At 73.2% G+C, this 20,026-nt stretch carries 25 protein-coding genes; 11 read left to right on the top strand and 14 right to left on the bottom strand.

Annotation, left to right across the window (positions count from 1 at the left end):
* Nucleotides 1-77: 77 nt before the first annotated feature.
* A complete protein-coding gene (locus RM812_RS20575) occupies nt 78-542 on the bottom strand; it encodes a nuclear transport factor 2 family protein (protein WP_311574540.1) in 465 nt (154 codons plus the stop codon).
* Between the two features lie 96 nt (nt 543-638).
* On the opposite strand from RM812_RS20575, the gene RM812_RS20570 reads away from it, so the two are divergent.
* On the top strand, nt 639-1,247 hold the full coding sequence (locus RM812_RS20570) for a TetR/AcrR family transcriptional regulator (protein WP_311574538.1): 609 nt from the start codon (nt 639-641) through the stop codon (nt 1,245-1,247).
* On the opposite strand, the gene RM812_RS20565 is transcribed toward RM812_RS20570, so the two are convergent.
* Nucleotides 1,222-1,422, bottom strand: a complete 201-nt coding sequence (locus tag RM812_RS20565; RefSeq protein WP_311574662.1) for a ferredoxin — start codon at nt 1,420-1,422, stop codon at nt 1,222-1,224. The genes RM812_RS20570 and RM812_RS20565 overlap by 26 nt on opposite strands.
* 21 nt (nt 1,423-1,443) lie before the next feature.
* A complete protein-coding gene (locus tag RM812_RS20560) occupies nt 1,444-2,667 on the bottom strand; it encodes a cytochrome P450 (protein WP_311574536.1) in 1,224 nt (407 codons plus the stop codon).
* Nucleotides 2,668-3,058: 391 nt separating this feature from the next.
* Here RM812_RS20560 and RM812_RS20555 point away from each other — a divergent pair, with 391 nt between their 5' ends.
* Nucleotides 3,059-3,508, top strand: coding sequence for a nitroreductase family deazaflavin-dependent oxidoreductase (locus RM812_RS20555; protein WP_311574534.1), 450 nt, complete (start codon nt 3,059-3,061; stop codon nt 3,506-3,508).
* A gap of 66 nt (nt 3,509-3,574) precedes the next feature.
* Here RM812_RS20555 and RM812_RS20550 read toward each other — a convergent pair whose 3' ends face one another.
* Nucleotides 3,575-4,495, bottom strand: coding sequence for a cation diffusion facilitator family transporter (locus RM812_RS20550; protein WP_311574660.1), 921 nt, complete (start codon nt 4,493-4,495; stop codon nt 3,575-3,577).
* Nucleotides 4,496-4,679: 184 nt separating this feature from the next.
* On the opposite strand from RM812_RS20550, the gene RM812_RS20545 reads away from it, so the two are divergent.
* On the top strand, nt 4,680-5,705 hold the full coding sequence (locus RM812_RS20545) for a glutathione S-transferase family protein (RefSeq protein ID WP_311574532.1): 1,026 nt from the start codon (nt 4,680-4,682) through the stop codon (nt 5,703-5,705).
* Between the two features lie 50 nt (nt 5,706-5,755).
* The gene (locus RM812_RS20540; RefSeq protein ID WP_311574530.1) at nt 5,756-6,058 is read left to right on the top strand and encodes a DUF4235 domain-containing protein; all 303 of its coding nucleotides are present in this window, start codon (nt 5,756-5,758) and stop codon (nt 6,056-6,058) included.
* Nucleotides 6,059-6,176: 118 nt separating this feature from the next.
* On the opposite strand, the gene RM812_RS20535 is transcribed toward RM812_RS20540, so the two are convergent.
* Together RM812_RS20535 and RM812_RS20530 are read right to left on the bottom strand one after the other, a co-directional pair.
* A complete protein-coding gene (locus RM812_RS20535; protein WP_311574528.1) occupies nt 6,177-6,572 on the bottom strand; it encodes a VOC family protein in 396 nt (131 codons plus the stop codon).
* Nucleotides 6,573-6,677: 105 nt separating this feature from the next.
* Entirely contained in the window at nt 6,678-7,670 is a 993-nt protein-coding gene (locus tag RM812_RS20530) for a GlxA family transcriptional regulator (protein WP_311574526.1), read from the bottom strand.
* 71 nt (nt 7,671-7,741) lie between these two features.
* Here RM812_RS20530 and RM812_RS20525 point away from each other — a divergent pair, with 71 nt between their 5' ends.
* The gene (locus tag RM812_RS20525) at nt 7,742-8,692 is read left to right on the top strand and encodes an NADP-dependent oxidoreductase (protein WP_311574524.1); all 951 of its coding nucleotides are present in this window, start codon (nt 7,742-7,744) and stop codon (nt 8,690-8,692) included.
* Nucleotides 8,693-8,836: 144 nt separating this feature from the next.
* Nucleotides 8,837-9,223, top strand: coding sequence for an anti-sigma factor antagonist (locus RM812_RS20520; RefSeq protein WP_311574659.1), 387 nt, complete (start codon nt 8,837-8,839; stop codon nt 9,221-9,223).
* 128 nt (nt 9,224-9,351) lie between these two features.
* Here the strand turns inward: RM812_RS20520 and RM812_RS20515 are convergent, their stop codons facing one another.
* From RM812_RS20515 to RM812_RS20490, 6 genes are read right to left on the bottom strand one after another with little or no spacing between them, the layout of a single operon-like run.
* Complete coding sequence (locus RM812_RS20515) at nt 9,352-11,133, bottom strand: complex I subunit 5 family protein (RefSeq protein WP_311574522.1); 1,782 nt, start codon at nt 11,131-11,133, stop codon at nt 9,352-9,354.
* Nucleotides 11,133-11,480 (bottom strand): sodium:proton antiporter, encoded by a 348-nt coding sequence (locus tag RM812_RS20510; RefSeq protein WP_394816492.1) that lies wholly within the window; start codon nt 11,478-11,480, stop codon nt 11,133-11,135. Before RM812_RS20510 ends, RM812_RS20515 begins: the two co-directional genes overlap by 1 nt.
* Before the next feature lie 19 nt (nt 11,481-11,499).
* A complete protein-coding gene (gene mbhE / locus RM812_RS20505; RefSeq protein WP_311574520.1) occupies nt 11,500-12,276 on the bottom strand; it encodes a hydrogen gas-evolving membrane-bound hydrogenase subunit E in 777 nt (258 codons plus the stop codon).
* Nucleotides 12,273-12,536, bottom strand: a complete 264-nt coding sequence (locus tag RM812_RS20500) for a hydrogenase subunit MbhD domain-containing protein (protein ID WP_311574518.1) — start codon at nt 12,534-12,536, stop codon at nt 12,273-12,275. Before RM812_RS20500 ends, mbhE begins: the two co-directional genes overlap by 4 nt.
* Nucleotides 12,529-12,981, bottom strand: coding sequence for a monovalent cation/H+ antiporter complex subunit F (locus tag RM812_RS20495; RefSeq protein ID WP_311574516.1), 453 nt, complete (start codon nt 12,979-12,981; stop codon nt 12,529-12,531). Before RM812_RS20495 ends, RM812_RS20500 begins: the two co-directional genes overlap by 8 nt.
* The gene (locus RM812_RS20490) at nt 12,978-13,160 is read right to left on the bottom strand and encodes a hypothetical protein (RefSeq protein ID WP_311574514.1); all 183 of its coding nucleotides are present in this window, start codon (nt 13,158-13,160) and stop codon (nt 12,978-12,980) included. Before RM812_RS20490 ends, RM812_RS20495 begins: the two co-directional genes overlap by 4 nt.
* 276 nt (nt 13,161-13,436) lie before the next feature.
* On the opposite strand from RM812_RS20490, the gene RM812_RS20485 reads away from it, so the two are divergent.
* Nucleotides 13,437-13,976, top strand: a complete 540-nt coding sequence (locus RM812_RS20485) for a VanZ family protein (protein ID WP_311574512.1) — start codon at nt 13,437-13,439, stop codon at nt 13,974-13,976.
* 162 nt (nt 13,977-14,138) lie between these two features.
* Nucleotides 14,139-15,386, top strand: a complete 1,248-nt coding sequence (locus RM812_RS20480) for a ricin-type beta-trefoil lectin domain protein (protein WP_311574510.1) — start codon at nt 14,139-14,141, stop codon at nt 15,384-15,386.
* A gap of 36 nt (nt 15,387-15,422) precedes the next feature.
* On the opposite strand, the gene RM812_RS20475 is transcribed toward RM812_RS20480, so the two are convergent.
* A complete protein-coding gene (locus RM812_RS20475) occupies nt 15,423-15,659 on the bottom strand; it encodes a hypothetical protein (RefSeq protein WP_311574508.1) in 237 nt (78 codons plus the stop codon).
* Nucleotides 15,660-15,817: 158 nt separating this feature from the next.
* Nucleotides 15,818-16,627, bottom strand: a complete 810-nt coding sequence (locus RM812_RS20470; protein ID WP_311574507.1) for an SDR family oxidoreductase — start codon at nt 16,625-16,627, stop codon at nt 15,818-15,820.
* Between the two features lie 204 nt (nt 16,628-16,831).
* Here RM812_RS20470 and RM812_RS20465 point away from each other — a divergent pair, with 204 nt between their 5' ends.
* The 3 genes from RM812_RS20465 to RM812_RS20455 all read left to right on the top strand — a co-directional run bounded on the left by RM812_RS20465 (nt 16,832) and on the right by RM812_RS20455 (nt 19,906).
* On the top strand, nt 16,832-17,872 hold the full coding sequence (locus tag RM812_RS20465; RefSeq protein ID WP_311574505.1) for a PHP domain-containing protein: 1,041 nt from the start codon (nt 16,832-16,834) through the stop codon (nt 17,870-17,872).
* A gap of 98 nt (nt 17,873-17,970) precedes the next feature.
* Nucleotides 17,971-18,627, top strand: coding sequence for an HAD family hydrolase (locus RM812_RS20460; protein ID WP_311574503.1), 657 nt, complete (start codon nt 17,971-17,973; stop codon nt 18,625-18,627).
* Between the two features lie 82 nt (nt 18,628-18,709).
* Nucleotides 18,710-19,906, top strand: coding sequence for an FUSC family protein (locus tag RM812_RS20455; RefSeq protein ID WP_311574502.1), 1,197 nt, complete (start codon nt 18,710-18,712; stop codon nt 19,904-19,906).
* Nucleotides 19,907-20,026 lie beyond the last annotated feature (120 nt).

The following is a 20,026-nucleotide window of genomic DNA, read 5'->3' as shown; positions in this document are numbered from 1 at the left end:
GTTGCCGCTCCTGTCTTCGGGATCATCAGTACCAGTGGGCAGCGTACGTCTTCCAGCGCGTCGAAGCCGGGGCGAGGTCAGCGCTGTTCGAACAGGTCCTGCCCCTGATCGTCGACGGGCCGCGGGCCGTGGATGCGGCGGTCCGACTCGTCGATGGGCACGTCGTTGATGCTCGCCTCCCGCCGGGTCATCAGGCCGTGCTCGTCGAACTCCCACAGCTCGTTGCCGTAGGAGCGCCACCACTGGCCGTCGAGGTCCCGGGACTCGTACTGGAAGCGGACGGCGATGCGGTTGCCGTCGTGCGCCCACAGGTCCTTGCGCAGCGCGTACTCCTGCTCGCGCGCCCACTTGGCGGTCAGGAACTCGACGATGGCGGCACGGCCCGTCAGGAAGGTGTCGCGGTTGCGCCATTGCGAGTCCGGCGCGTAGGCGAGCGCGACCTTGTGCGGGTCGCGGGTGTTCCACGCGTCCTCGGCCGCCCGCACCTTCCGAGCGGCGGTCTCGCGGGTGAACGGCGGCAGGGGCGGGCGGTCGGTCGTCATGGCGCGGCCTCCGTGGCAGAAGCGGAGAACGTGCGTTCTCCGGCGTGCTGCTACCGTAGGAGAACGCCCGTTCTCACGTCAAGGAAGAGGTGCCGCATGGACAGCGAGGTCGCCCGGGAGCGCGCGCTGGACGCGGCGGAGCGGCTCTTCTACGGGCGGGGCGTCCAGGCCGTGGGCATGGACGACGTACGCCGCACGTCCGGGGTCTCGCTCAAGCGCCTCTACCAGCTGTTCCCGGCCAAGGAGCAGCTCGTGGTGGCGTATCTGGACCGGCGCGACGCGCGCTGGCGCGGGGAGCTGGCGCGGTACGTCGACCGGCACGAGGGGGCCGGCCCGCGGATCCTGGCCGTCTTCGACTGGCTCGGGCAGTGGTTCGCCGAGCCGGACTTCCGCGGCTGCGCGTGGCTCAACGTCTACGGCGAACTGGGCGCCACGTCGTCCCGGGTGGCGGAGCGGGTGCGGGCGCACAAGGGGGCGTTCCGGGATTTCCTCGACGGGTTGACGGCCGACGCGCAACTGCCCGCCGCGGTGGGCGGGCAGTTGTTCCTGCTGGCCGAGGGTGCCATGGTGACGGCGGGCGTCACGGGCGGCACCGAACCCGCGCGTCAGGCGCGCGAGGTGGCGCGGGTGCTGCTGGGCGCCGACGGCGCCGGTCTCCCGGCGCCGGACGCTCCCGCCGTCAGTCCACCGTCTGCGACACCGTGATGGCCCCCACGGGGCACGCCCGGGCCGCCTCGCGTACCAGTGGGCTGCCGCCGCCGTCCTCCCGGCCGGGCCGGAGGGTGCTGTAGCCGTCGTCGTCCTGGGTGAACACGTCCGGGGCGGTCAGTGCGCACTGGCCCGCGCCGATGCAGGTGTCCTTGTCGATGTCGATGTGCATGTGGGGCATGCGGGGCGCCCCCTACCAGGTCACGGGGAGTTCGAGCATCCCCTGGATCGTGTCGCCGGGTTTGAAGGGGATCTCCTCGGCCGGGGCGGCCAGGCGCAGCGTGGGCAGCCTGTCGAAGAGGGTGTGCAGGGCGATCTCGAGTTCGGCACGGGCCAGGTTCTGGCCGAGGCACTGGTGGATGCCGAACCCGAAGGCGACGTGGTGGCGGGCCGGGCGGTGCCAGTCGAGGGTGTCCGGCTCGGGGTAGACGCTCTCGTCGCGGTTGATGACGGAGGTCGCGAAGACGACGCCGTCGCCGGCCCGGATGGTCTGCCCGTCCACCTCGATGTCCTCGGTGGCCATCCGCAGCAGCCCGTCGGCGATCGACAGGACGCGCATCAGCTCCTCGACCGCGCCGGGCAGCAGCGCGGGGTCCTCCCGCAACTCGGTCAGCCGCCGGGGGTTGGTCAGGAGGGTGTAGGTGCCCAGCGAGATCATGTTGGCGGTCGTCTCGTGGCCCGCGACGAGCAGGATGATCGCCAGGGCGACCACCTCGTCGCGGTCGACCGCGCCCTCGTTCAGCTGGCACCGGACCAGGTCGTCCAGCAGCCCCGTACCGGGTGCCTGCTGCTTGCGGTCGATCAGCTCGCCCAGGTAGGCCTCCAGTCGGTCGCGGGCGTTCTGGGTGTCGGCGGCCGTGGGGCCGCGCAGCAGCCGACGGGACTGCTCCTCGAAGAAGTCGTGGTCGCCGTAGGGGACGCCGAGCAGCGCGCAGATCACCATGGAGGGGACGGGCAGCGCGAAGGCCGTCACGAGCTCGGCCGGCGGACCCTGCGCGATCATCGCGTCGAGCCGTTCGTCCACGATCCGCTGGATGCGGGGGCGCAGGGCCGCGGCGCGCTTCAGGGTGAACTCGGGGAGCACCATCTTGCGCTGGGCGCGGTGTTCCGGGTCGTCGACACCGAGCAGGGCGGTCCTCCGGTCGCGTACCGCGGCGAAGCGCGCCGACGTGGCGGGGAAGCGGTGGCGGGTGCGATCGGTCGACAGCCGGGGGTCGGCCAGCAGCCTGCGGGCGGCCGTGTGCCCGGTCACCAGCCAGGCCGGGCGGCCGTCGAAGAGGGTGATCCGGGCCAGCGGGCGGGTGGCGCGCAGTGGATCGTAGGCGGCGGGAGGGTGGTAGGGACAGGTCCGGTCCTGGGGGAAGGCGACGGGCTTCACCCTATCCGCCGTATCCGTTATGTCCGTCGTGTCCGTCATGGAAGACCTCGCAGACGAAGAGTGCGTCGTGCCGCTCTTCATTAGATGCCTCGGGCATCTATGTGGCGACGTCAGGTTCGGCCAGACCACAGGCGGGAGCAGACTGGCCGAGTATCGCCACCTCATCCCCATGGTGCCACGACCGGGACGTCCGGAAAGGCCGGGTGCGGGGCGAACCTGGCGCGATAGGGCCGCCCGGTGGCCGCGGCGGTCTGCCGGATCTCGCCGGGCACCGCGGGGTCCCCGACGCCTCCGGAGGCACCACGCCGCGCGAGGCGATCGCGCGGCGCGGGAAGTTCGCGGGCGGGATGGGGTAGGGATGGATCTCGCAGCGGTCGGTGTTGAACCGCAGTGCCAGTCAGCCGTACGACGTACGAATGGGACGGATGCCATGCCTCTTGACGGCGAGTACGAACCCAGCCCGACGCAGTGGGTGCGCGAACAGGTCGAGCTCTACGAGAGCTCGGGCGGCACGAAGGGGACGACCTTGATGGACACGGGCCTGCCCGTGATCGTGCTGACCACCCGGGGCGCGCGCAGCGGCAAGCTCCGCAAGACGCCGCTGATGCGCGTCGAGCACGACGGCCGCTACGCCGCGGTCGCCTCCCTGGGCGGCGCTCCCCAGCACCCGGTCTGGTACCACAACGTCAAGGCCGATCCCCATGTGGAACTCCAGGACGGCCCGGTCAAGCAGGACATGACGGCCCGTGAGGTCACCGGCGCGGAGAAGGCCGAGTGGTGGGAGCGTGCCGTCGTGGCGTTTCCGCCGTACGCCGAGTACCAGGAGAAGACGGACCGGGAGATCCCGGTGTTCGTCCTGGAACCGGCCGACGGGAACTGAACCGTACGGACGGAGGATTCTCCCGGATCCGCGTGCATGGACCGGCGCCCGCCGGGCACACGCCGGTCAGGCCCCGCCGCGTTCCCCCGTCGCGGCGGGGCTTTCCGCCGCCTCCCGCGCGGGCCGGTCGGTGACATCGAGGAAGATCTGCCGCGCCTCGGGGACGGTGCGCGCGATCGACCTCTTGATGCGCACGGCGACCTCCTCCACGCGCTCGCTGTCCAGGCCCGGCGCCAGGTCGACGCGGGCCGCCACCAGGGCGGAGTCGTGGCCCGTCTTCATCGTGAACAGCGCCTCGACGCTGTCGATCTCCGGCTGCGCCCGCAGCAGTGACCGGATCCGGCGGTCGGCCTCCGGGTCGGCGGCCTCGCCGATCAGCTGGTCGCGGGCCTCACGGCCCAGCCGGTAGGCGACGTACACGAGCAGCGCGCCGATCGCGAGGGAGGCGCAGGCCTCCCACACCACCTGTCCGGTGACCATGTGCAGCACCATGCCGATCATGGCGAGGGTCACCCCGAGCACCGCGGTGCCGTCCTCGGCGACGACCGTGCGCAGGGCCGGGTCGCGCAGATTGGCGGCGGCCCCGCCCCGTCCCCGCACCTGGTGCAGGGCCCGCAGCAGCGAGCCGCCCTCGGCGAGCAGGGCGACACCGAGCACGATCAGTCCGGCCACATAGCCGCTGAGCTCCTCCTCGGCGCCCGTGCGCAGGGCCTCCACGCCCTGGAAGAAGGAGAAGCAGCCGCCCATGACGAAGATGCCGACGGCCGCCAGGAGCGACCAGAAGAACCGTTCCTTGCCGTAGCCGAAGGGGTGCCTCCGGTCGGCGGGGCGGCGGCTGCGGCGCAGTGCGGCGAGGAGGAAGACCTCGTTCATGCTGTCGGCCACCGAGTGCGCCGCCTCCGACAGCAGAGCGGGCGACCCCGCGACGACACCACCGGTCGCCTTGGCGGCCGCGATCACCAGGTTGGCGGCCAGGGCCACCAGCACCGTGACGCGCGTCCTGCGGTCGCTCTTGCGGTCCGGCTTCTCTTCCACGACTGTCCCACTCACGTGGGGCCGACTGCCCCGGGCGGCGCCGCTCACACCCGCCTTGTGAGTGGCCCACCAGTGCCGACGGCCGAAAACGGGGAACGCGTCCACCAGGGCGCACCAACGACTGGGAGGCAGGCTCATGAGCGGTGACGACGGGACGCCCGGCAACAGCGGCTACGGCAGGAAGGCGTTCAAGCGGTCCAGGAGCCACTTCACGGACCGGATCACCGCGGACGGCCGGGACGGCTGGCCGGTGACTCCCGGCCGTTACCGGCTGGTGGCGAGCCGCGCCTGTCCATGGGCGAGCCGGGCCCTGGTGTCGCGGCGGCTGCTCGGCCTGGAGGACGCCCTGTCCCTGGCGATCACCGATCCGGTCCAGGACGACCGCAGCTGGCGGTTCACCCTGGACCCGGACGGCCGTGACCCGGTCCTCGGCATCCGCTATCTGAGCGAGGCCTACGACAGGCGGGAGACCGGCTACCCGGGCGGGGTGAGCGTGCCGGCGATCGTGGACGTACCCAGCGGGAAGCTGGTCACCAACGACTACCAGCAGATCACCCTGGACCTCGCGACGGAGTGGACGTCCCTGCACCGGCCGGGCGCGCCCGACCTGTATCCGCACGCCCTGCGCGACGAGATCGACGAGGTGATGGCGGACGTCTACGAGGACGTCAACAACGGTGTGTACCGGGCGGGGTTCGCGACCGGTCAGGAGGAGTACGAGGCGGCGTGCGCGGGCGTCTTCCGGCGCCTGGAGCAGCTGACGCCACGGCTGGAACGACAGCGCTATCTGGTGGGCGACACGATCACCGAGGCGGACATCCGGCTGTTCACGACGCTGGTCCGCTTCGACGCCGTCTACCACGGCCACTTCAAGTGCAACCGCTGGAAGCTGACGGAGAACCCGGTGCTGTGGGGGTACGTCCGTGACCTGTTCCAGACGCGCGGCTTCGGCGACACCGTCGACTTCGACCACATCAAGCGGCACTACTACCAGGTCCACACGGGCATCAATCCGACCGCCATCGTGCCCCTGGGCCCGGACCTGTCCGGCTGGCTCACGCCCCATCACCGGCAGGAACTGGGCGGTCGGCCGTTCGGCGACGGGACCCCGCCCGGGCCGGTCCCCGCCGACGAGGAGGTTCCGGTGCGCGGCAGGCCCTGACCCGCGCCTGCCCGAGCCCCGATCCACCCACCGAACCCAAGGAGATCCACGTGGCAAGGAAGAAGAAGCAGAAGCTCCCCCTCGCCTACAAGCCCATCGGCTTCGCGCTGGGGTGGGTGGGCGGCACGCTCGCCGGAATGGCCTTCCAGAAGACCTGGAAGCTGCTCCGTCACGAGGACGACGCGCCCGACGCGCTGGACCCGGACCGCCGTTGGGGAGAGATCCTGCTGGCGGCCGCGATCCAGGGCGCCATCTTCGCCGCGGTGCGCAGTGCCGTGGACCGGACCGGCGCGAAGGCCATCCAGCGCTCGACCGGTGTCTGGCCGACCGGCGACAGGGCCGGCCGGGACTGACCGGACCGCGGCCCGGACCTCCCCGGTCGCCGACGGCATCCGGCAGCCGCGGGGACCTGTCCGACCATTCCCGGCGTCCGCCCGGAGGGCGAGGCAGGCGGGAAGGGTCGGACAGGCCCTAGCCCTGTTTGGGTGCCGTCGGGGCGGCGCTGCGGCGGAGGGTGAAGGAGTGGCCCGCCGGGTCGGAGAAACCGCGCTCCTCGTGCGGGCCCGCCGGGTCCTTCGCCTCCACCGGGCGACCGCCCAGACCCACGATCCCGCGCTCGGCCTCGTCCAGGTCCTCGGCCACGAGGTCCAGGTGGACCTGGAGGGAGTTCTCGGGGCGGGGCCAGCTCGGCGGGGTCGCGTTGACGTCCCGTCGGAACGCCATGCGGAAGCCGTCGGGCCCCAGGATCTCGATCCGGTTGGCGGACACGTCGGTCTCCTCCGCGCCCAGCAGCCCCTTGTAGAACTCGGCGAGCTTCTCGGGCTCGGCGCAGTCGAGCACCACGACGCCCGCGTTGACCAGTGCCATGTCTCCTCCGAAGGATTCCGGGCCGCGGGGCCGTCGTGCCGCGCCGCCCTCCCCTTGCTGATATCCCGGCCCGGCGGATTCAGTCGGCCGGCGGGCCGCGCCCGCTCAGCGCGTCGACTGGAACGTACGACGGTAGGCCTGGGGTGAGACACCGATCGACGTGTGCAGGTGCTGACGGAGTGACGCGCCCGTGGCGAAGCCGACCCGGCCCGCGATGTGGTCGACCGGCAGGTCGGTGGACTCCAGCAGGTACCGGGCCCGGGCGACGCGCTGCTGGATGAGCCAGCGGCCCGGGCTCAGGCCCACCTCGTCGTGGAAGCGGCGGGCGAAGGTGCGCAGGCTCATGCGGGCGTGCGCGGCGAGGTCGGCCAGGGTCAGGGCCTCGCCGAGGTGGTCCAGGACCCACGCCCGGGTCGCGGCCGTGCTCGTGGCGCCCTGCTCGGGCACGGGCTGCTCGATGTACTGGGCCTGGCCTCCGTCGCGGAAGGGCGGCACCACGCAGCGACGGGCGACCTTGTTGGCCAGTTCCGTGCCGTGGTCCTCGCGGACGAGGTGGAGGCAGACGTCGACGCCGGAGGCGGCGCCCGCCGAGGTGAGGATGCGGCCGTCGGCGACGAAGAGCACGTCCGGGTCCAGGGGGACGTGCGGGAACATCTGCCGGAACACGTCGGCGAGTTGCCAGTGGGTGGTCGCCCGGCGGCCGTCGAGAAGCCCGGCGGCGGCCAGCACGAAGGCACCGGTGCAGATGGAGACGATGCGGGCGTCGGGACGGACGAGCGCGAGGGCGGCGGTGACCTCGGGGGACGGTTCCGCGGTGACCCGGGAGGGGGCGACGGCGGCGATGACGACCGTGTCGGCCGTGGCCAGGATCTCCGGTCCGTGCTCCGGGGTGACGGTGAAGTCCGATTCGGTGCGCACCGGGCGTCCGTCGACGGTGCAGGTCATCACCTCGTACCGGCCGTCGGCGGCGCCGAGGATGCGGCTGGGGATGCCCAGCTCGAAGGGGTAGACCCCGTCGAGGGCCAGCACCACGACCCGTTCCGGACGCCTCGCCGTGCCCGTCGGCCCGTTCCCCGCCGGATCTTTCGCCTGTCGCATGGCACGATCTTATCGGAGATTGGCATTCGTGCCATTTCCTGGACGGGCGGCGCGGGGCAGGCTGGGTGACCATGAGCGATGTGGAGACCATGCGAGCCATCAGCCAGGACACCCTCGGCGGTCCCGAGGTCCTGAAGGAAGTACGGCTGGAACGCCCAAAGCCGCGCCCGAACGAGGTGCTGGTGCGGGTGCGTGCCGCCGGAGTGAACCCGACCGACTGGAAGCACCGGGAGAACGGCGGCTTCCTCGGAGCGCCGCCGTTCGTACTGGGCTGGGACGTCTCGGGCGTGGTGGAGGCGGTGGGGATCGGCGTCGCCGCGTTCCGGCCGGGTGACGAGGTCTTCGGCATGCTGTCCTACCCGTTCGGGCACGGTTCCCACGCGGAGTACGTCACGGCCCCGGCCCGCGCCTTCACGCACAAGCCCGCCGGGATCGACCACGTCCAGGCGGGGGCCCTCCCCCTGGTCTCGCTGACGGCGTGGCAGGCCCTCGTGGAGCGGGCGGACGTCCAGCCGGGGCAGCGGGTGCTGATCCACGCGGCGGCCGGCGGCGTCGGCCATGTGGCGGTGCAGATCGCCAAGGCCCGGGGCGCGTACGTGATCGGCACCGCCAGCGCGGGCAAGCACGAGTTCCTGCGCTCCCTCGGGGCGGACGAGGCGGTGGACTACCGGGAGACGGACTTCGCCGAAGTGGTGAAGGACGTCGACGTGGTCCTGGACACGATCGGCGGCGACACGTCCCTGCGTTCGCTGCGCGTGCTGCGCCCGGGCGGGGTGGTGGTGTCCATCCTGCCGGTGGGGTCGGGCGAGTTCTACGAGGAGGCGGAGCGGCTCGGCGTGCGGGCGGTGCGGATGCTCGTCGACGCCGATCAGAGCGGCATGCGGGAGATCGCCGGCCTGGTCGGGTCGGGCGCACTGGAGGCCACGATCGCGCAGACGTTCCCGCTGGCCGACGCGGCCGAGGCGCACGCGCTCGGCGAGACCGGCCGCACCACGGGGAAACTCGTTCTGGTGGTCGACTGATCGATCAGGGTGTGAGAAACCGGTGACATATGTCAGTCGAGCATGCTCAAATTCGTTCCATCGAGGGTAACTTGCAGAGTAAGTAGGCCTGTTGGGACCCTGAGGTCCCCCCAGGCCCCCACCCGCAGGCTGGAGGCAGTCGTGGTGCGGCAGGAACCGGCGTCGCCCACCCGGCATCTGCGGGTCCACCGCCACCGCGGTCACACGGTGCTGGAGTTACGGGGCGAGATCGACATCGCGTCGGCGGCGGAGATCGCCCCGCACCTGGACCGCGAGACGGGGCGTCCCCGGGCCCGGGTCGTGATCGACCTGAGCGGGATCGAGTTCTTCGACTGCTCCGGACTGCGGCTGCTGTACCGCGCCCGGCGCCAGGCACTCGACCGGGGCGGGCAGGTGCACCTGGTGTGCACCCACCCGCTGACGTTGCGCATGCTGCGGATGACCGGCCTGGCACGGCTGCTGCCCCCGCGGTCCACCCTTCAGGAGGCGCTCGGCGTCACCCGGCCGGCGGAGCGCCGAACAGGGCGCTGACCGACTCGCCGCGGCTTGTCCGTGTGGTTGTTGTCGGCGGGCTGCCGCGCTCCCTCGGTTGCGAGGAGGTGCGCGTGGTCCACGGGGGCTGAGCGGCCGTGGGGCCCGGACGGGCGGGGCGTCGCCGCTCACCCGGGCAGGAGGGCCGGGAGGGCCAGCACCCCCAGCACGGTGGTGCCCACCAGCAGCCACGCCACGTAGTCCCCGACGTGACCGGACTGCAGCCGCCGTAGCGGCAGCGCCCACCCGGGGGCGGTGAGCAGCCCCGGGCGGGTGACGGCCACGGCGGCCAGTCCCACGGCCAGGAGGGTGGACAGCAGCCCCAGACCGACGCCGTGCCATGTCCAGTGCACGGAGGTGCGGACCAGCCCGGCGGTGGTGGCCCCGCTCGTCGCGTGGGCCACCGCGTCGCCGAAGCCGGGGACGGCACCGGCGGCGAGCGCCCCGGCGAGCAGGAGGGCGGGTACCGCCGTCATGGTGTCGGGCACGCGGCCGAGCCGCTGGCGGGTCTCGGGCTCCTCCCCGGAACCGGTCGTCTCGTAGGCGTCGGGGGCGCCCTCCCCGTCGCCGTCGCGCGGTCTGGGGCCGAGGCCCAGGAACACCCGTGCCGCGACCCTCAGCACCGCTGCGGCGGTCACCGCGCTCGCCAGCACGTAGAGCACGGTGAGCGGGCCGCCCACCGCCTCCTCCGCGACGGACTTGCCGAGCGCCGTGCCGAACGGCGGCAGCCCCGCGAGGCCCAGCGCGCCGACGGCGACCATCACGGCGACGCCGCGCAGCGGGCGGGCCCGGCCGTACAGGACGTGTTCGTCGACGCTGCCGTACCGGTCGAGGAGGATGCCCGCGCAGGCGAACAGCGCGGCCTTGACCCCGGCGTGCCCGACGAGGTAGAGCGCGATCCCGTCGTCGCCCTCGGGCGTGAGGGTGCCGACCCCGAGCAGGAACAGGCCGGTGTGCGCGATCGTCGAGTACGCCAGCAGCCGCTTGATGTGCCGCTGGTACCAGCACATCGCCGCGCCGATCGCCGCCGTCAGCGCGCCGAGCACCGTCAAGGCCCGCTCCACGTCGGTGGCGGGCAGTCCGCCGGGGCCGGAGAACACGGTGTCGTGGACGCGCCAGACGCCGAAGACGCCGAGCTCGACCATGACTCCGGACAGCAGCATGCACACCGGGGTCGGGGCGACCGCGTGCGCGTCCGGCAGCCAGAAGTGGAAGGGCACGGCCGCCGCCTTGACCAGCAGCCCGGTCAGGACGAGGACGAAGCCGGCCAGGATCAGCGCGTCGGGCGGGCCGTGGGTGTCCAGGGCGCGTCCGATCTCCGCCATGGCGAGTTCACCGGTGCGGGCGTAGAGCAGGGCGATGCCCATGAGCAGGGTGTACGCGCCCAGCGAGTTGACCACGGCGAAGGTCAGCGCGCCCTGCACGGCTCTGGCCTCCTCGACCCGATGACCGGTCAGGGCGTACGCGACGACGCTCATCAGCTCGAACCACACGAAGGCGTTGAAGAGGTCGCCGGCGATCGCGAAGCCGCTCATGCCCGCCTGGAAGACCAGCACGAGCGCCGGGAACGCCCCGGCGTGCCCGTGCGGCGGCGCGTCGAAGGAGCGCCAGGAGTACGCCAGGGCGGCGAGTGTCAGCACGGACACCAGCGCGGCCATGCCGAGACCCGGGCCGTCGCCGATCAGCACGATGCCGACGCTGTGGCCGTCCACGGGCTCCCAGCCGCCCACCCACTCGGTCAGCGGCTCGGAGGAGTGCGTCAGCAGGACGACCGCCAGCGCCGCGGTACCGGCCGAGACGGCGCAGGCCACGCTCTCCGCGACGAAGCGGGGCACCACCCGGCCCCCGGCGGCGAGCAGCGCGGCACCGAGCAGCGGAACGGCGACGAGGAGGGGCAACAGGTGGTGCATCAGCCGCGCAGCTCGCTCAGTTCGTCGGGGTCGACCGTGCCGTGCCGCTTGGCGACCTGCACGACCAGGGCCAGCAGGAGGGCCGTGACGGTGGCGCCGACGACGACGTCGGTGAGGGCGAGGGCCTGGACGACGGGGTCGACCACCGGCCGCGAGCCGGGCTCGATGTCGGAGAACACCGGCGCGGTGGCGCCGTCGCGGTAGCCGACGGCCAGCAGGAGGACGTAGGTGGCGGCCTGGCACACGGACAGACAGCCGACGGCGTGGATGAGGTTGCGGCTGGTGGCGAGACCGTAGCAGCCGGCCAGGAAGATCCAGGCGGCGACCAGGTAGGGCAGTACGTGCAGCAGGTCGGTCACGGCGCTCTCACTTCCCGGGCTCCTCGGGGTCGTCGAGGCGGTCACCGCTCTCGCCCTCGTCCTCGATCTCCACGGCCTGGTCCAGGAACCCGGCGAGCAGGACGACGACGGCGCAGGCCACCTCCATGCCGATCGCGGCGTTCAGCAGGGGAACGGTGCCGGCGGAGGAGAGCGTGTTGAACGTGCCGTACGGCAGCAGCGTGTTGGCGAGGAAGGCGGAACCGCCGATCAGGGCGGCGAGGCCGGTGACGAGGTAGGCGGAGGCGGCGAGCGCGTCGCCCACCTCGTAGGGGGCGACCGGCCGGACGCGTTCGAGGGCACGGTAGTCGGCGCCCAGGTACAGCAGGTGCAGGGCCGTGGCGGCGACGACTCCGCCCTGGAAGCCGCCGCCGGGGCTGACCTGGCCGTGCGCGACGACGTACAGGCCGCTCAGCAGGGCGACGGGCAGGACGAGCAGGGCGTAGCGGCGCACGGGGAGGGCGACGGCTTCGGGTTCGGGGCGGGCCCGGTGCTCGTCGCGGGTCTGCCGCAGCAGGACCATGCAGCCGAGTACGGCCGCGAACAGGATGGTCATCTCGCCGAGGGTGTCGAAGGCCCGCTGGTCGAAGTTGACGGAGGCCACGGTGTTGGCGGTGTGCCGGGCCAGGGACGCCACGACGGCCCGGTCGCCGTACGGGTGCCGGTCGCCGCCGAAGTCGGGCAGGCGCAGGCAGGCGGCGACGAGGAGGACGGCGAGGCCCGCGCCGCCCGTGACCACCAGCCACAGCCGCAGGCGGGGGGTCACGACTCGCTCTCCTTCCGCCGCCGGCCGCGGCGCTTCACCTTGCGGACCGTCAGGAGCAGCAGCAGGGGGGTCAGGGCGGAGCCCACCGCGAGTTGGGACAGGCCGACGTCGGGCGCCTGCAGCACGGTGAACAGCACGGCGAGGACGACGCCGAGGACGGCCAGGACGAGGGACTGGCGCACGGGGTCGCGGACCGCCACCGCGACCGTGGCGGACGCGGCGACGAGCAGCAGCGCGACGACGATCACGGCCTCAGCCACGGCGTGCCTCCCGCATCCCGCCCGCGAGCGCCCGGGAGGCGACGAGGTTGCCGCCGACCAGCAGCGCGCCGATCACCAGCAGCTTGACAAGGGCCCTGCCCGGCCCGGTGGCCACGCACACGGCGACCACCACCGCGGCGCCGAGGGCGGCGGCCGACCAGGTCGGTCCCCGGGCGTGCGGCGGGTCGTCGGCCAGTTCGTCGGCGAGCATCCGGGCGAAGACGAGCGTGCCGACGGGGCCGAGGAGGGCGAGGACCAGGGCGAGGTCGACGTAGGCGGGGCGGTCGTAGCCCTGGGCCAGCAGCAGGAGGACCGGGCAGGCCAGGGCGGTGGAGAGGTTCTGCGCGGCGGCGCGGCGGCGCAGGGGCCCGGTGGCCACCCCCCACAGGGTGGCTCCGACCCCGGCGGTGAGGACGACGGCGGCGGCGAGGATCCAGCCGTTCACCGCCCGGACACCGCCCGCCGTGCGCCCCGGGCCACGAGCGCCGCCACGGCCGAGGCGCCGGCGCCCACCGCGAGTTCCAGGGTGTCGACGGTGCTGACGAGGACCAGCCACAGCGCGGCGGTCGGGACCCACCAGGCGGCCACCTCGGCCACGGCGAGGAGTGTCCTACGGCCCTTCACACGCCACCTCCACGGCCCGTACCGGCCGCCTCGCGGCCCGGTATGACCAGTACGCTGCTCTTGTCGATGTTCGTCCCGTCTTCGCCGTCATCCAAGCACCGCGCGGAGGGTGGCGGACGACGGCGCGCGGTGGCTTCCCGGCCGGAGTGCCCCGGCCGGGCGGGGCGAAACCGGGGGGCGGGTGCGGCCGGTTCCGCGTACGGCGGCCCGGCATCCTCGGCGGTTCGGCGGGTAACCGCCCTACCACGCGGGGACGTTGACGACTGGAGGACCGAAATGGCTCGTGCCGCCTCAGGGTCGCGTTTCCCGTCCCGCCCCCGCGCCGCCGGGGCGGAGGACGCCGACCGGCACGAACGGCGCCCGCTCGCCCTGCTGTTGCGGCTGTCGGCGATGGTGTGCGCGTTCGTCTTCATGGTGGCGTTCGCGGTGGTGCTGGCGCGGCTGACCCTGCACCCCTCCCCCGCCTCGGAGGCGCTCACCCACACCAACCTGCGGCCCGGACGCTCGCTGAAGGCCTACCTGGACCAGCCCGCGCTGCGGGACGCCGTCAGGCAGATCGGCGGCAACCTCCTGCTGGGCGTCCCCTTCGGCGTGCTGGTCCCCGTCGTCGCCCCGCGCACGCGCGGGCTGCTGCGGGTGCTGCTGCTGACGGCCGTCGTGATGCTGCTGGTGGAGTCCGCCCAGGGGGCGCTGGTCACCGGGCGGGCCTTCGACATCGACGACGTCATTCTCAACACCACGGGCGCGCTGGTCGGTTACCTGCTCCTGGGCCGGCGGATGAGCCGGGCGGTGCACAGGCGCTCGGCCCGTACGTGAGGGAAGCAAGGGAAGGGAACGCGGTCCGTACCTCCGTACCAAGGTGGTCCGTACCAGGGTATTGACCGGCCCTTACCTCACTACTTGAATCAAGAGGTGACACCCTTACCCCCACTCGGTCGGCGCTCCCGTCCCCCGGGACGCCGTACGGAAGGGAGAGCCGTGGCCCGTCCACGCCTGCTCCGCAGATGTCTCCTCGCCGCCGCCCTGTCCGCGGGACTGGCCGCGTCCCTCGTGACCGGTCCCGCCCAGGCGGAACCCCGGACCGTCGGCGCCGCCGACGCCTCGGCCGCCGCCGTGACGTTCTCCGACACCTTCGACGGACCTGCCGGTGCGGCCGTCGACTCCTCGAAGTGGCAGATCGAGACCGGCGACAACGTCAACAACCACGAACGGCAGTACTACACCTCCGGCAACAGGAACGCGGCCCTGGACGGCCAGGGGCACCTGGTCATCACCGCCCGCAAGGAGAACCCGGCCAACTACCAGTGCTGGTACGGCACCTGCCAGTACACGTCCGCCCGGCTCAACACCTCCGGGAAGTTCACGGCGCAGTACGGACACGTCGAGGCCCGGATGAAGGTGCCGCGCGGGCAGGGCATGTGGCCCGCGTTCTGGATGCTGGGCACACCGGTCAACTGGCCGGACTCCGGCGAGATCGACATCATGGAGAACGTCGGATTCGAGCCCTCCACCGTGCACGGCACCCTCCACGGCCCCGGCTACTCCGGCTCTGGCGGCATCGGAGCCGGCTACACCCTGCCGGGCGGCCAGGCCTTCGCGGACGCCTTCCACACCTTCGCCGTCGACTGGGCGCCCGACTCGATCACCTGGTCGGTGGACGGCAACGTCTACCAGCGGCGCACCCCGGCCGACCTGGGCGGGAAGCAGTGGGTGTTCAACCGGCCGTACTTCCTGATCCTGAACCTGGCGGTCGGCGGATACTGGCCCGGCGACCCGGACGGCTCCACGGTCTTCCCGCAGACGCTGGTGGTCGACCACGTGTCGGTGACGACGAGCGACTCGGGGACCGGCGGCGCGATCCGGGGCCTCGCGGGCAAGTGCGTGGACGTCGCCGCGGCGAACACCGCCAACGGCACCCCCGTGCAGCTCTACGACTGCAACGGCACCGCGGCGCAGCGGTGGACGGTGGGCTCCGACGGCACGATCCGGGCGCTCGGCAAGTGCCTCGACGTCAACGGCGGTGGCACGGCGGACGGCACGGCCGTCCAGCTCTGGGACTGCAACGGCAGCGGCGCCCAGCGCTGGGTGGTCACCGCGGCGAACGACATCGTCAACCCGCAGGCCGACAAGTGCCTCGACGTCACCGGCAACGCCTCGGCCAACGGCACCCGGTTGCAGATCTGGACCTGCACGGGCGGCGCCAACCAGAAGTGGACGGTCGGCTGAGGTCCTGGACGGGGCCCGGGGCCTGTCCGACAGGCCTCAGTGCAGCGTCCAGGTGAACTTGTCCCCGCCCACCCAGCGGACCACGTCCGGGTCGTCCAGGTCGTGGACCGTGATGCCGAAGGCCGCGGCGGCCTCCAGTACGTCGGTGACGGCCTTGGCCTCACCGACCACCTGGCCGTCGATCTCCACGATCCGGAACGGCGGCGTGCCCGGTTGCACCCGGAGCACGAGGATCCGCGGACTGCCGATGTGCGGGGTCGCGATTTCGGTCATGCAACCGAGGGTAGGCCGCAACCCGCGGTAGCCGCCGGGCGAGCGGGCCGCGGAGCGGCTCGCCCGCCTCGGGGCACGCCGGCTCAGGGGGCTCCGTCTCAGGGGCTCCGTCTCAGGGGCTCCGTCTCAGGGGCTCCGTCTCAGGGGGGCGCGCCGCCTCAGGGGCGCCGCCAGTCGTCGCCCGTCAGGTGGGACCCGGCCATCGGGCCCATCCGGAGCATGCCGCCGTCCACGCTCCAGGACGCGCCGGTGACGTACGAGGCGTCGGGCCCGGCGAGGAAGGCGATCACGGCGGCGACCTCGCGGGCGTCGCCGGGCCGCCCGAGGGGCACACCGGGGCGGCGCTCGGTGTGCGGGTCGGTGTCCTCCTGGCCGGTCATGGGCGTGGCGATCTCCCCGGGGGCGACCGCGTTGACGGTGATGCCGTGCTCCGCGAGCTCGATCGCCATGACCTGCGTGAGCAGGCCGAGCCCGCCCTTGGCCGCGCAGTACGGGGCGGCGCCCACCCGCGGCTGGTGCTCGTGCACCGAGGTCACGTTGACGATCCGGCCGCCGGCCCCCTGGTGGATCATGCGCCGGGCCGCCTTCTGCCCGCACAGGAACGGGCCGGCCAGGTCGACGTCCAGGACGTGCCGCAGGTCGTCGAGGCCCAGGTCGAGGAAGGGCGTGGCGGTGCCCGTACCGGCGTTGTTGACCAGGACGTCGATCCGGCCGAGCCGTTCGCAGAGCCCGTCCACCGTCTCCGCGGCCTCGGGCAGCCGGGTCAGGTCCACCCGGGCGGTCTCGGCCCGGCGCCCCAGGGCACGGACCTCCTCGGCGGTCCGCTCGGCGCCCTGCTCGTCGGTGTGCCAGGTGATGCCGACGTCCATCCCCGCCTCGGCGAGGCGTACGGCGGTGGCGCGGCCGATGCCGGAGTCGGAGCCGGTGATCACGGCCACCTTGGCGTCGGACGGGGCGGGGCTGGGCATGACGGGCCTCCTCGTGGGCGCGGAGCCGGGTGACGGAGCGAGCACCTGCGCCGGGGCGCCCGCGCTGCGGCGTCCGCGCCGGGGCATCGGTGCCGGGGCATCGCAGTACCCGGGTGGGCCGGGGGCAAACCGCTCGGCCCGTCGTGCGGTCCGCGGGGCGCTGGGCAACCCTGGAGGTGCCGAGGCCCGAGGGAGGAGGTGGCGATGGACCCCGTCGAGGCGCTGGAGCGGATCGCCTTCCTGCTGGAGCGGTCGCAGGCGCCGACGTACCGCGTCCGTGCCTTCCGCACCGCCGCCCGGGTACTCGGTGGGCTGACCGCCGACGAGCTGCGCGAGCGGGCCGGGGCGGCCGGGTCGCTGGAGTCGCTGAAGGGCGTCGGGCCGAAGACGGCGCAGGCGGCGCGCGAGGCGATGGCCGGCCAGGTGCCCGGTTACCTGGAGAAGCTGGAGGGCGAGGCGGACACCCCGCTCGCGCTCGGCGGTGAGAACTTGCGGGCGCGTCTGCGCGGCGACTGCCATCTGCACTCCGACTGGTCGGACGGCGGCAGCCCCATCGAGGAGATGGGCCGGGCCGCGGCGGCGCTCGGGCACCAGTGGGCGGCGCTGACGGACCACTCGCCGCGGCTGACGGTGGCGCGCGGCCTCTCCCCCGCGCGGCTGCGCGAGCAGCTGGACGTGGTGGCGGAGCTCAACGAGACCTGGGCGCCGTTCCGGCTGCTGACCGGCATCGAGTGCGACATCCTGGAGGACGGCTCGCTGGACCAGGAACCGGAGCTGCTGGAGCGCCTGGACGTCGTGGTGGTGTCGGTGCACTCCAAGCTGCGGATGGACGCCCGCTCGATGACCCGCCGCATGGTGGCCGCCGTTGGCGATCCGCACGCGGACGTCCTCGGGCACTGCACCGGGCGGCTGCTGACCGGGCGGGGGCGGCCGGAGTCGGAGTTCGACGCGGACGCGGTGTTCGCCGCCTGCGCGGAGTCCGGCACGGCCGTGGAGATCAACAGCCGGCCGGAGCGGCTCGACCCGCCGCGGCGGCTGCTGCGCCGGGCGGTGGAGGCGGGCGTGCTGTTCTCGATCGACACCGACGCGCACGCGCCCGGCCAACTGGACTGGCAGATCCACGGGTGCGCCCGGGCCGAGGAGTGCGGGGTGCCCGCGGAGCGGGTGGTCACCACGTGGTCACTGGACGCACTGCTGGGCTGGACCAGGCAGGGGCGTACGCCGTCCGGAGTGGCGGGGCGCTGACGTGGTACCCGTGACCAGCCGAAAGCCGAGGGAGCCGAAGAAACCGAAGAAACCGTGGAAGACAAGGAAGACAAGGAAGACAAGGAAGGGGACGGTGCATGGAACGGGCGGCCGTGTTCGACGTCGACGGGACTCTCGTCGACACCAATCACCTGCACGTGGTCACGTGGTGGGAGGCGTTCCGGCAGGCGGGCCACCGGGTGCCCATGCACGCCGTGCACCGGGCCGTGGGTCTCGCCTCCGGCGACCTCATCGGGCAGCTGCTGGGCGAGGACCGGGACCAGGACCAGGACGCGGAGCTGAGCGCCGCCCACAAGGCGCTGTACGGACAGTACTTCGACCGGCTGCCCGCGCTGCCGGACGCCGGGAACCTGCTGCGCCGCCTGGCCGGCGAGGGCTGGAAGGTGGTCCTCGCCACCTCGGCGGGCGGCCCGGAGCTGGGCGCGCTGCGGCGCGCGATCGACGCGGACGACGCGATCGACGCCACCGCGAGCGCCGACGACGTCGACGCGGGCAAGCCGGCGCCCGACCCGGTCGAGCACGCCCTGGAACTGGCCGGGGTGCCGGCCGAGCGGGCGGTCTTCGTCGGCGACACCGTCTGGGACATGCGCGCGGGCAGCAGGGCCGGGGTGCGCTGCGTGGCCGTGCTCTGCGGCGGCCTGCCCCGCGCCGACCTGGAGGAGGCGGGCGCGGACGCGGTCTACGCCGACCCGGCCGACCTGCTGGCCTCCCTGAAGCAGAGCCCGTTCGCATGAGTCGCACGGGCCGTCGTGACGTGCGTCGTGTCGTGGCTCACGTCCTCATGCGTCAGCCGATCACCTGGATACCCGGCCCCGCATGACCGCTGTGACGAGTACCGTCAGGGAGCTGTTCCGGGGGCGACGGCCGGTGGCCGCGGTGCGGTGGGAGGCGGGTGCCGTCGGGCGGGCCGTCCGGGCCGCCTGGCGGGGACCCGGACGGGAACGCGACCTGGTCGTGCAGTCGCTGAAGGCGGCGGGCGCGGCACTGCTCGCCTGGGCCGTGGCAGGCGTCTGGCTGGACGACCCGATGGCACTGATGGCGCCCTGGGTGGCGCTCGTCCTCGTCCAGGCCACGGTCTACAGCTCGGTGCGGCAGGCCGCGCAGCAGTTCTCGGCGATCTGTGCCGGGGCCCTCGTGGCGTCGGCCGCACAGGCGATCACGGACGACAACACGGGGGCGCTGGCGCTGTCCCTGCCGCTGCTGATGCTGGTCGCCAACTGGTCCCGCTTCGGCCAGCAGGGCATCTACGCGGCCACCACCGCGGTGTTCGTCCTGGTCTCCGGCACCGCGGTCTCGGCCTCCGCGGTCGGGCACCGGGTGGGACAGGCGGCGCTCGGCGCGGTCATCGGGGTGGCGGTCAACGCCCTCGTGCTGCCGCCGATCCACCTGAGGGACGTACGCGAGAACCTCGCGGCACTGGCCCGGGAGTCGGGCGATGTCCTGCACTCCGTCGCCGCCGGCCTGCGGGATCCCGAGTGGGACGCGCAGAGCGCGGCCGGCTGGTCGGACGAGTCGGCGCGGCTGCAGCGGCGGCTGGACGCGCTGTACTCGGCCCGGTCCTGGAGCCGGGAGAGCCTGCGCCTGACCTCCGGGCCGCTGCGCAAGCTGCACCGCGCGCCCGCCACCGTCCCGTCCGAGGACGAGGACCGGCGGTGGAGCCACGTCACCGGGAACATCACGGCGCTGACCCGGACGCTGGCGGTGGCGGCCGACGAGCACCGGACGCCCGCCCCGCCCGAGGGTCGGGTGCTCGACCTGTACGCCCGCCTGCTGCAGCTGATCGGCGACGCATGCCACGGGGAGGCCGGCCGGCTGCTGGGCGAGGCCGTCGGGAACCCTCCGGAGGAGGCGACGACCGAGGCGACGGAGGCGACGATGGAGGAGCTGCACCGGCGGTTGCAGGAGGGGCTTCGGCAACAGCAGGGGCCCGCGCGGACCGCGGTCCTCGGCACACTGCTGCTGCAGGCCGAGAACCTGTGGGCCGACGTCGTCCGCGAGCCTCGGACACAGTGATGTGGATCACCCCAGAACATGACAGGCTGCGGAACACGTGGAGGGCCGTTCCCGTTGAACACAGCGTGGGTACGGACGGGACAGTGTCCCCGGGCCTCACCTATTGCCCACAGGGACGAT

It is taken from the genome of Streptomyces lancefieldiae (assembly GCF_031845825.1).
Taxonomy (GTDB): domain Bacteria; phylum Actinomycetota; class Actinomycetes; order Streptomycetales; family Streptomycetaceae; genus Streptomyces; species Streptomyces lancefieldiae.
The sequence above is the reverse complement of the archived record's forward strand: the minus strand, read 5'-3'. Positions and strand labels throughout refer to the sequence as shown.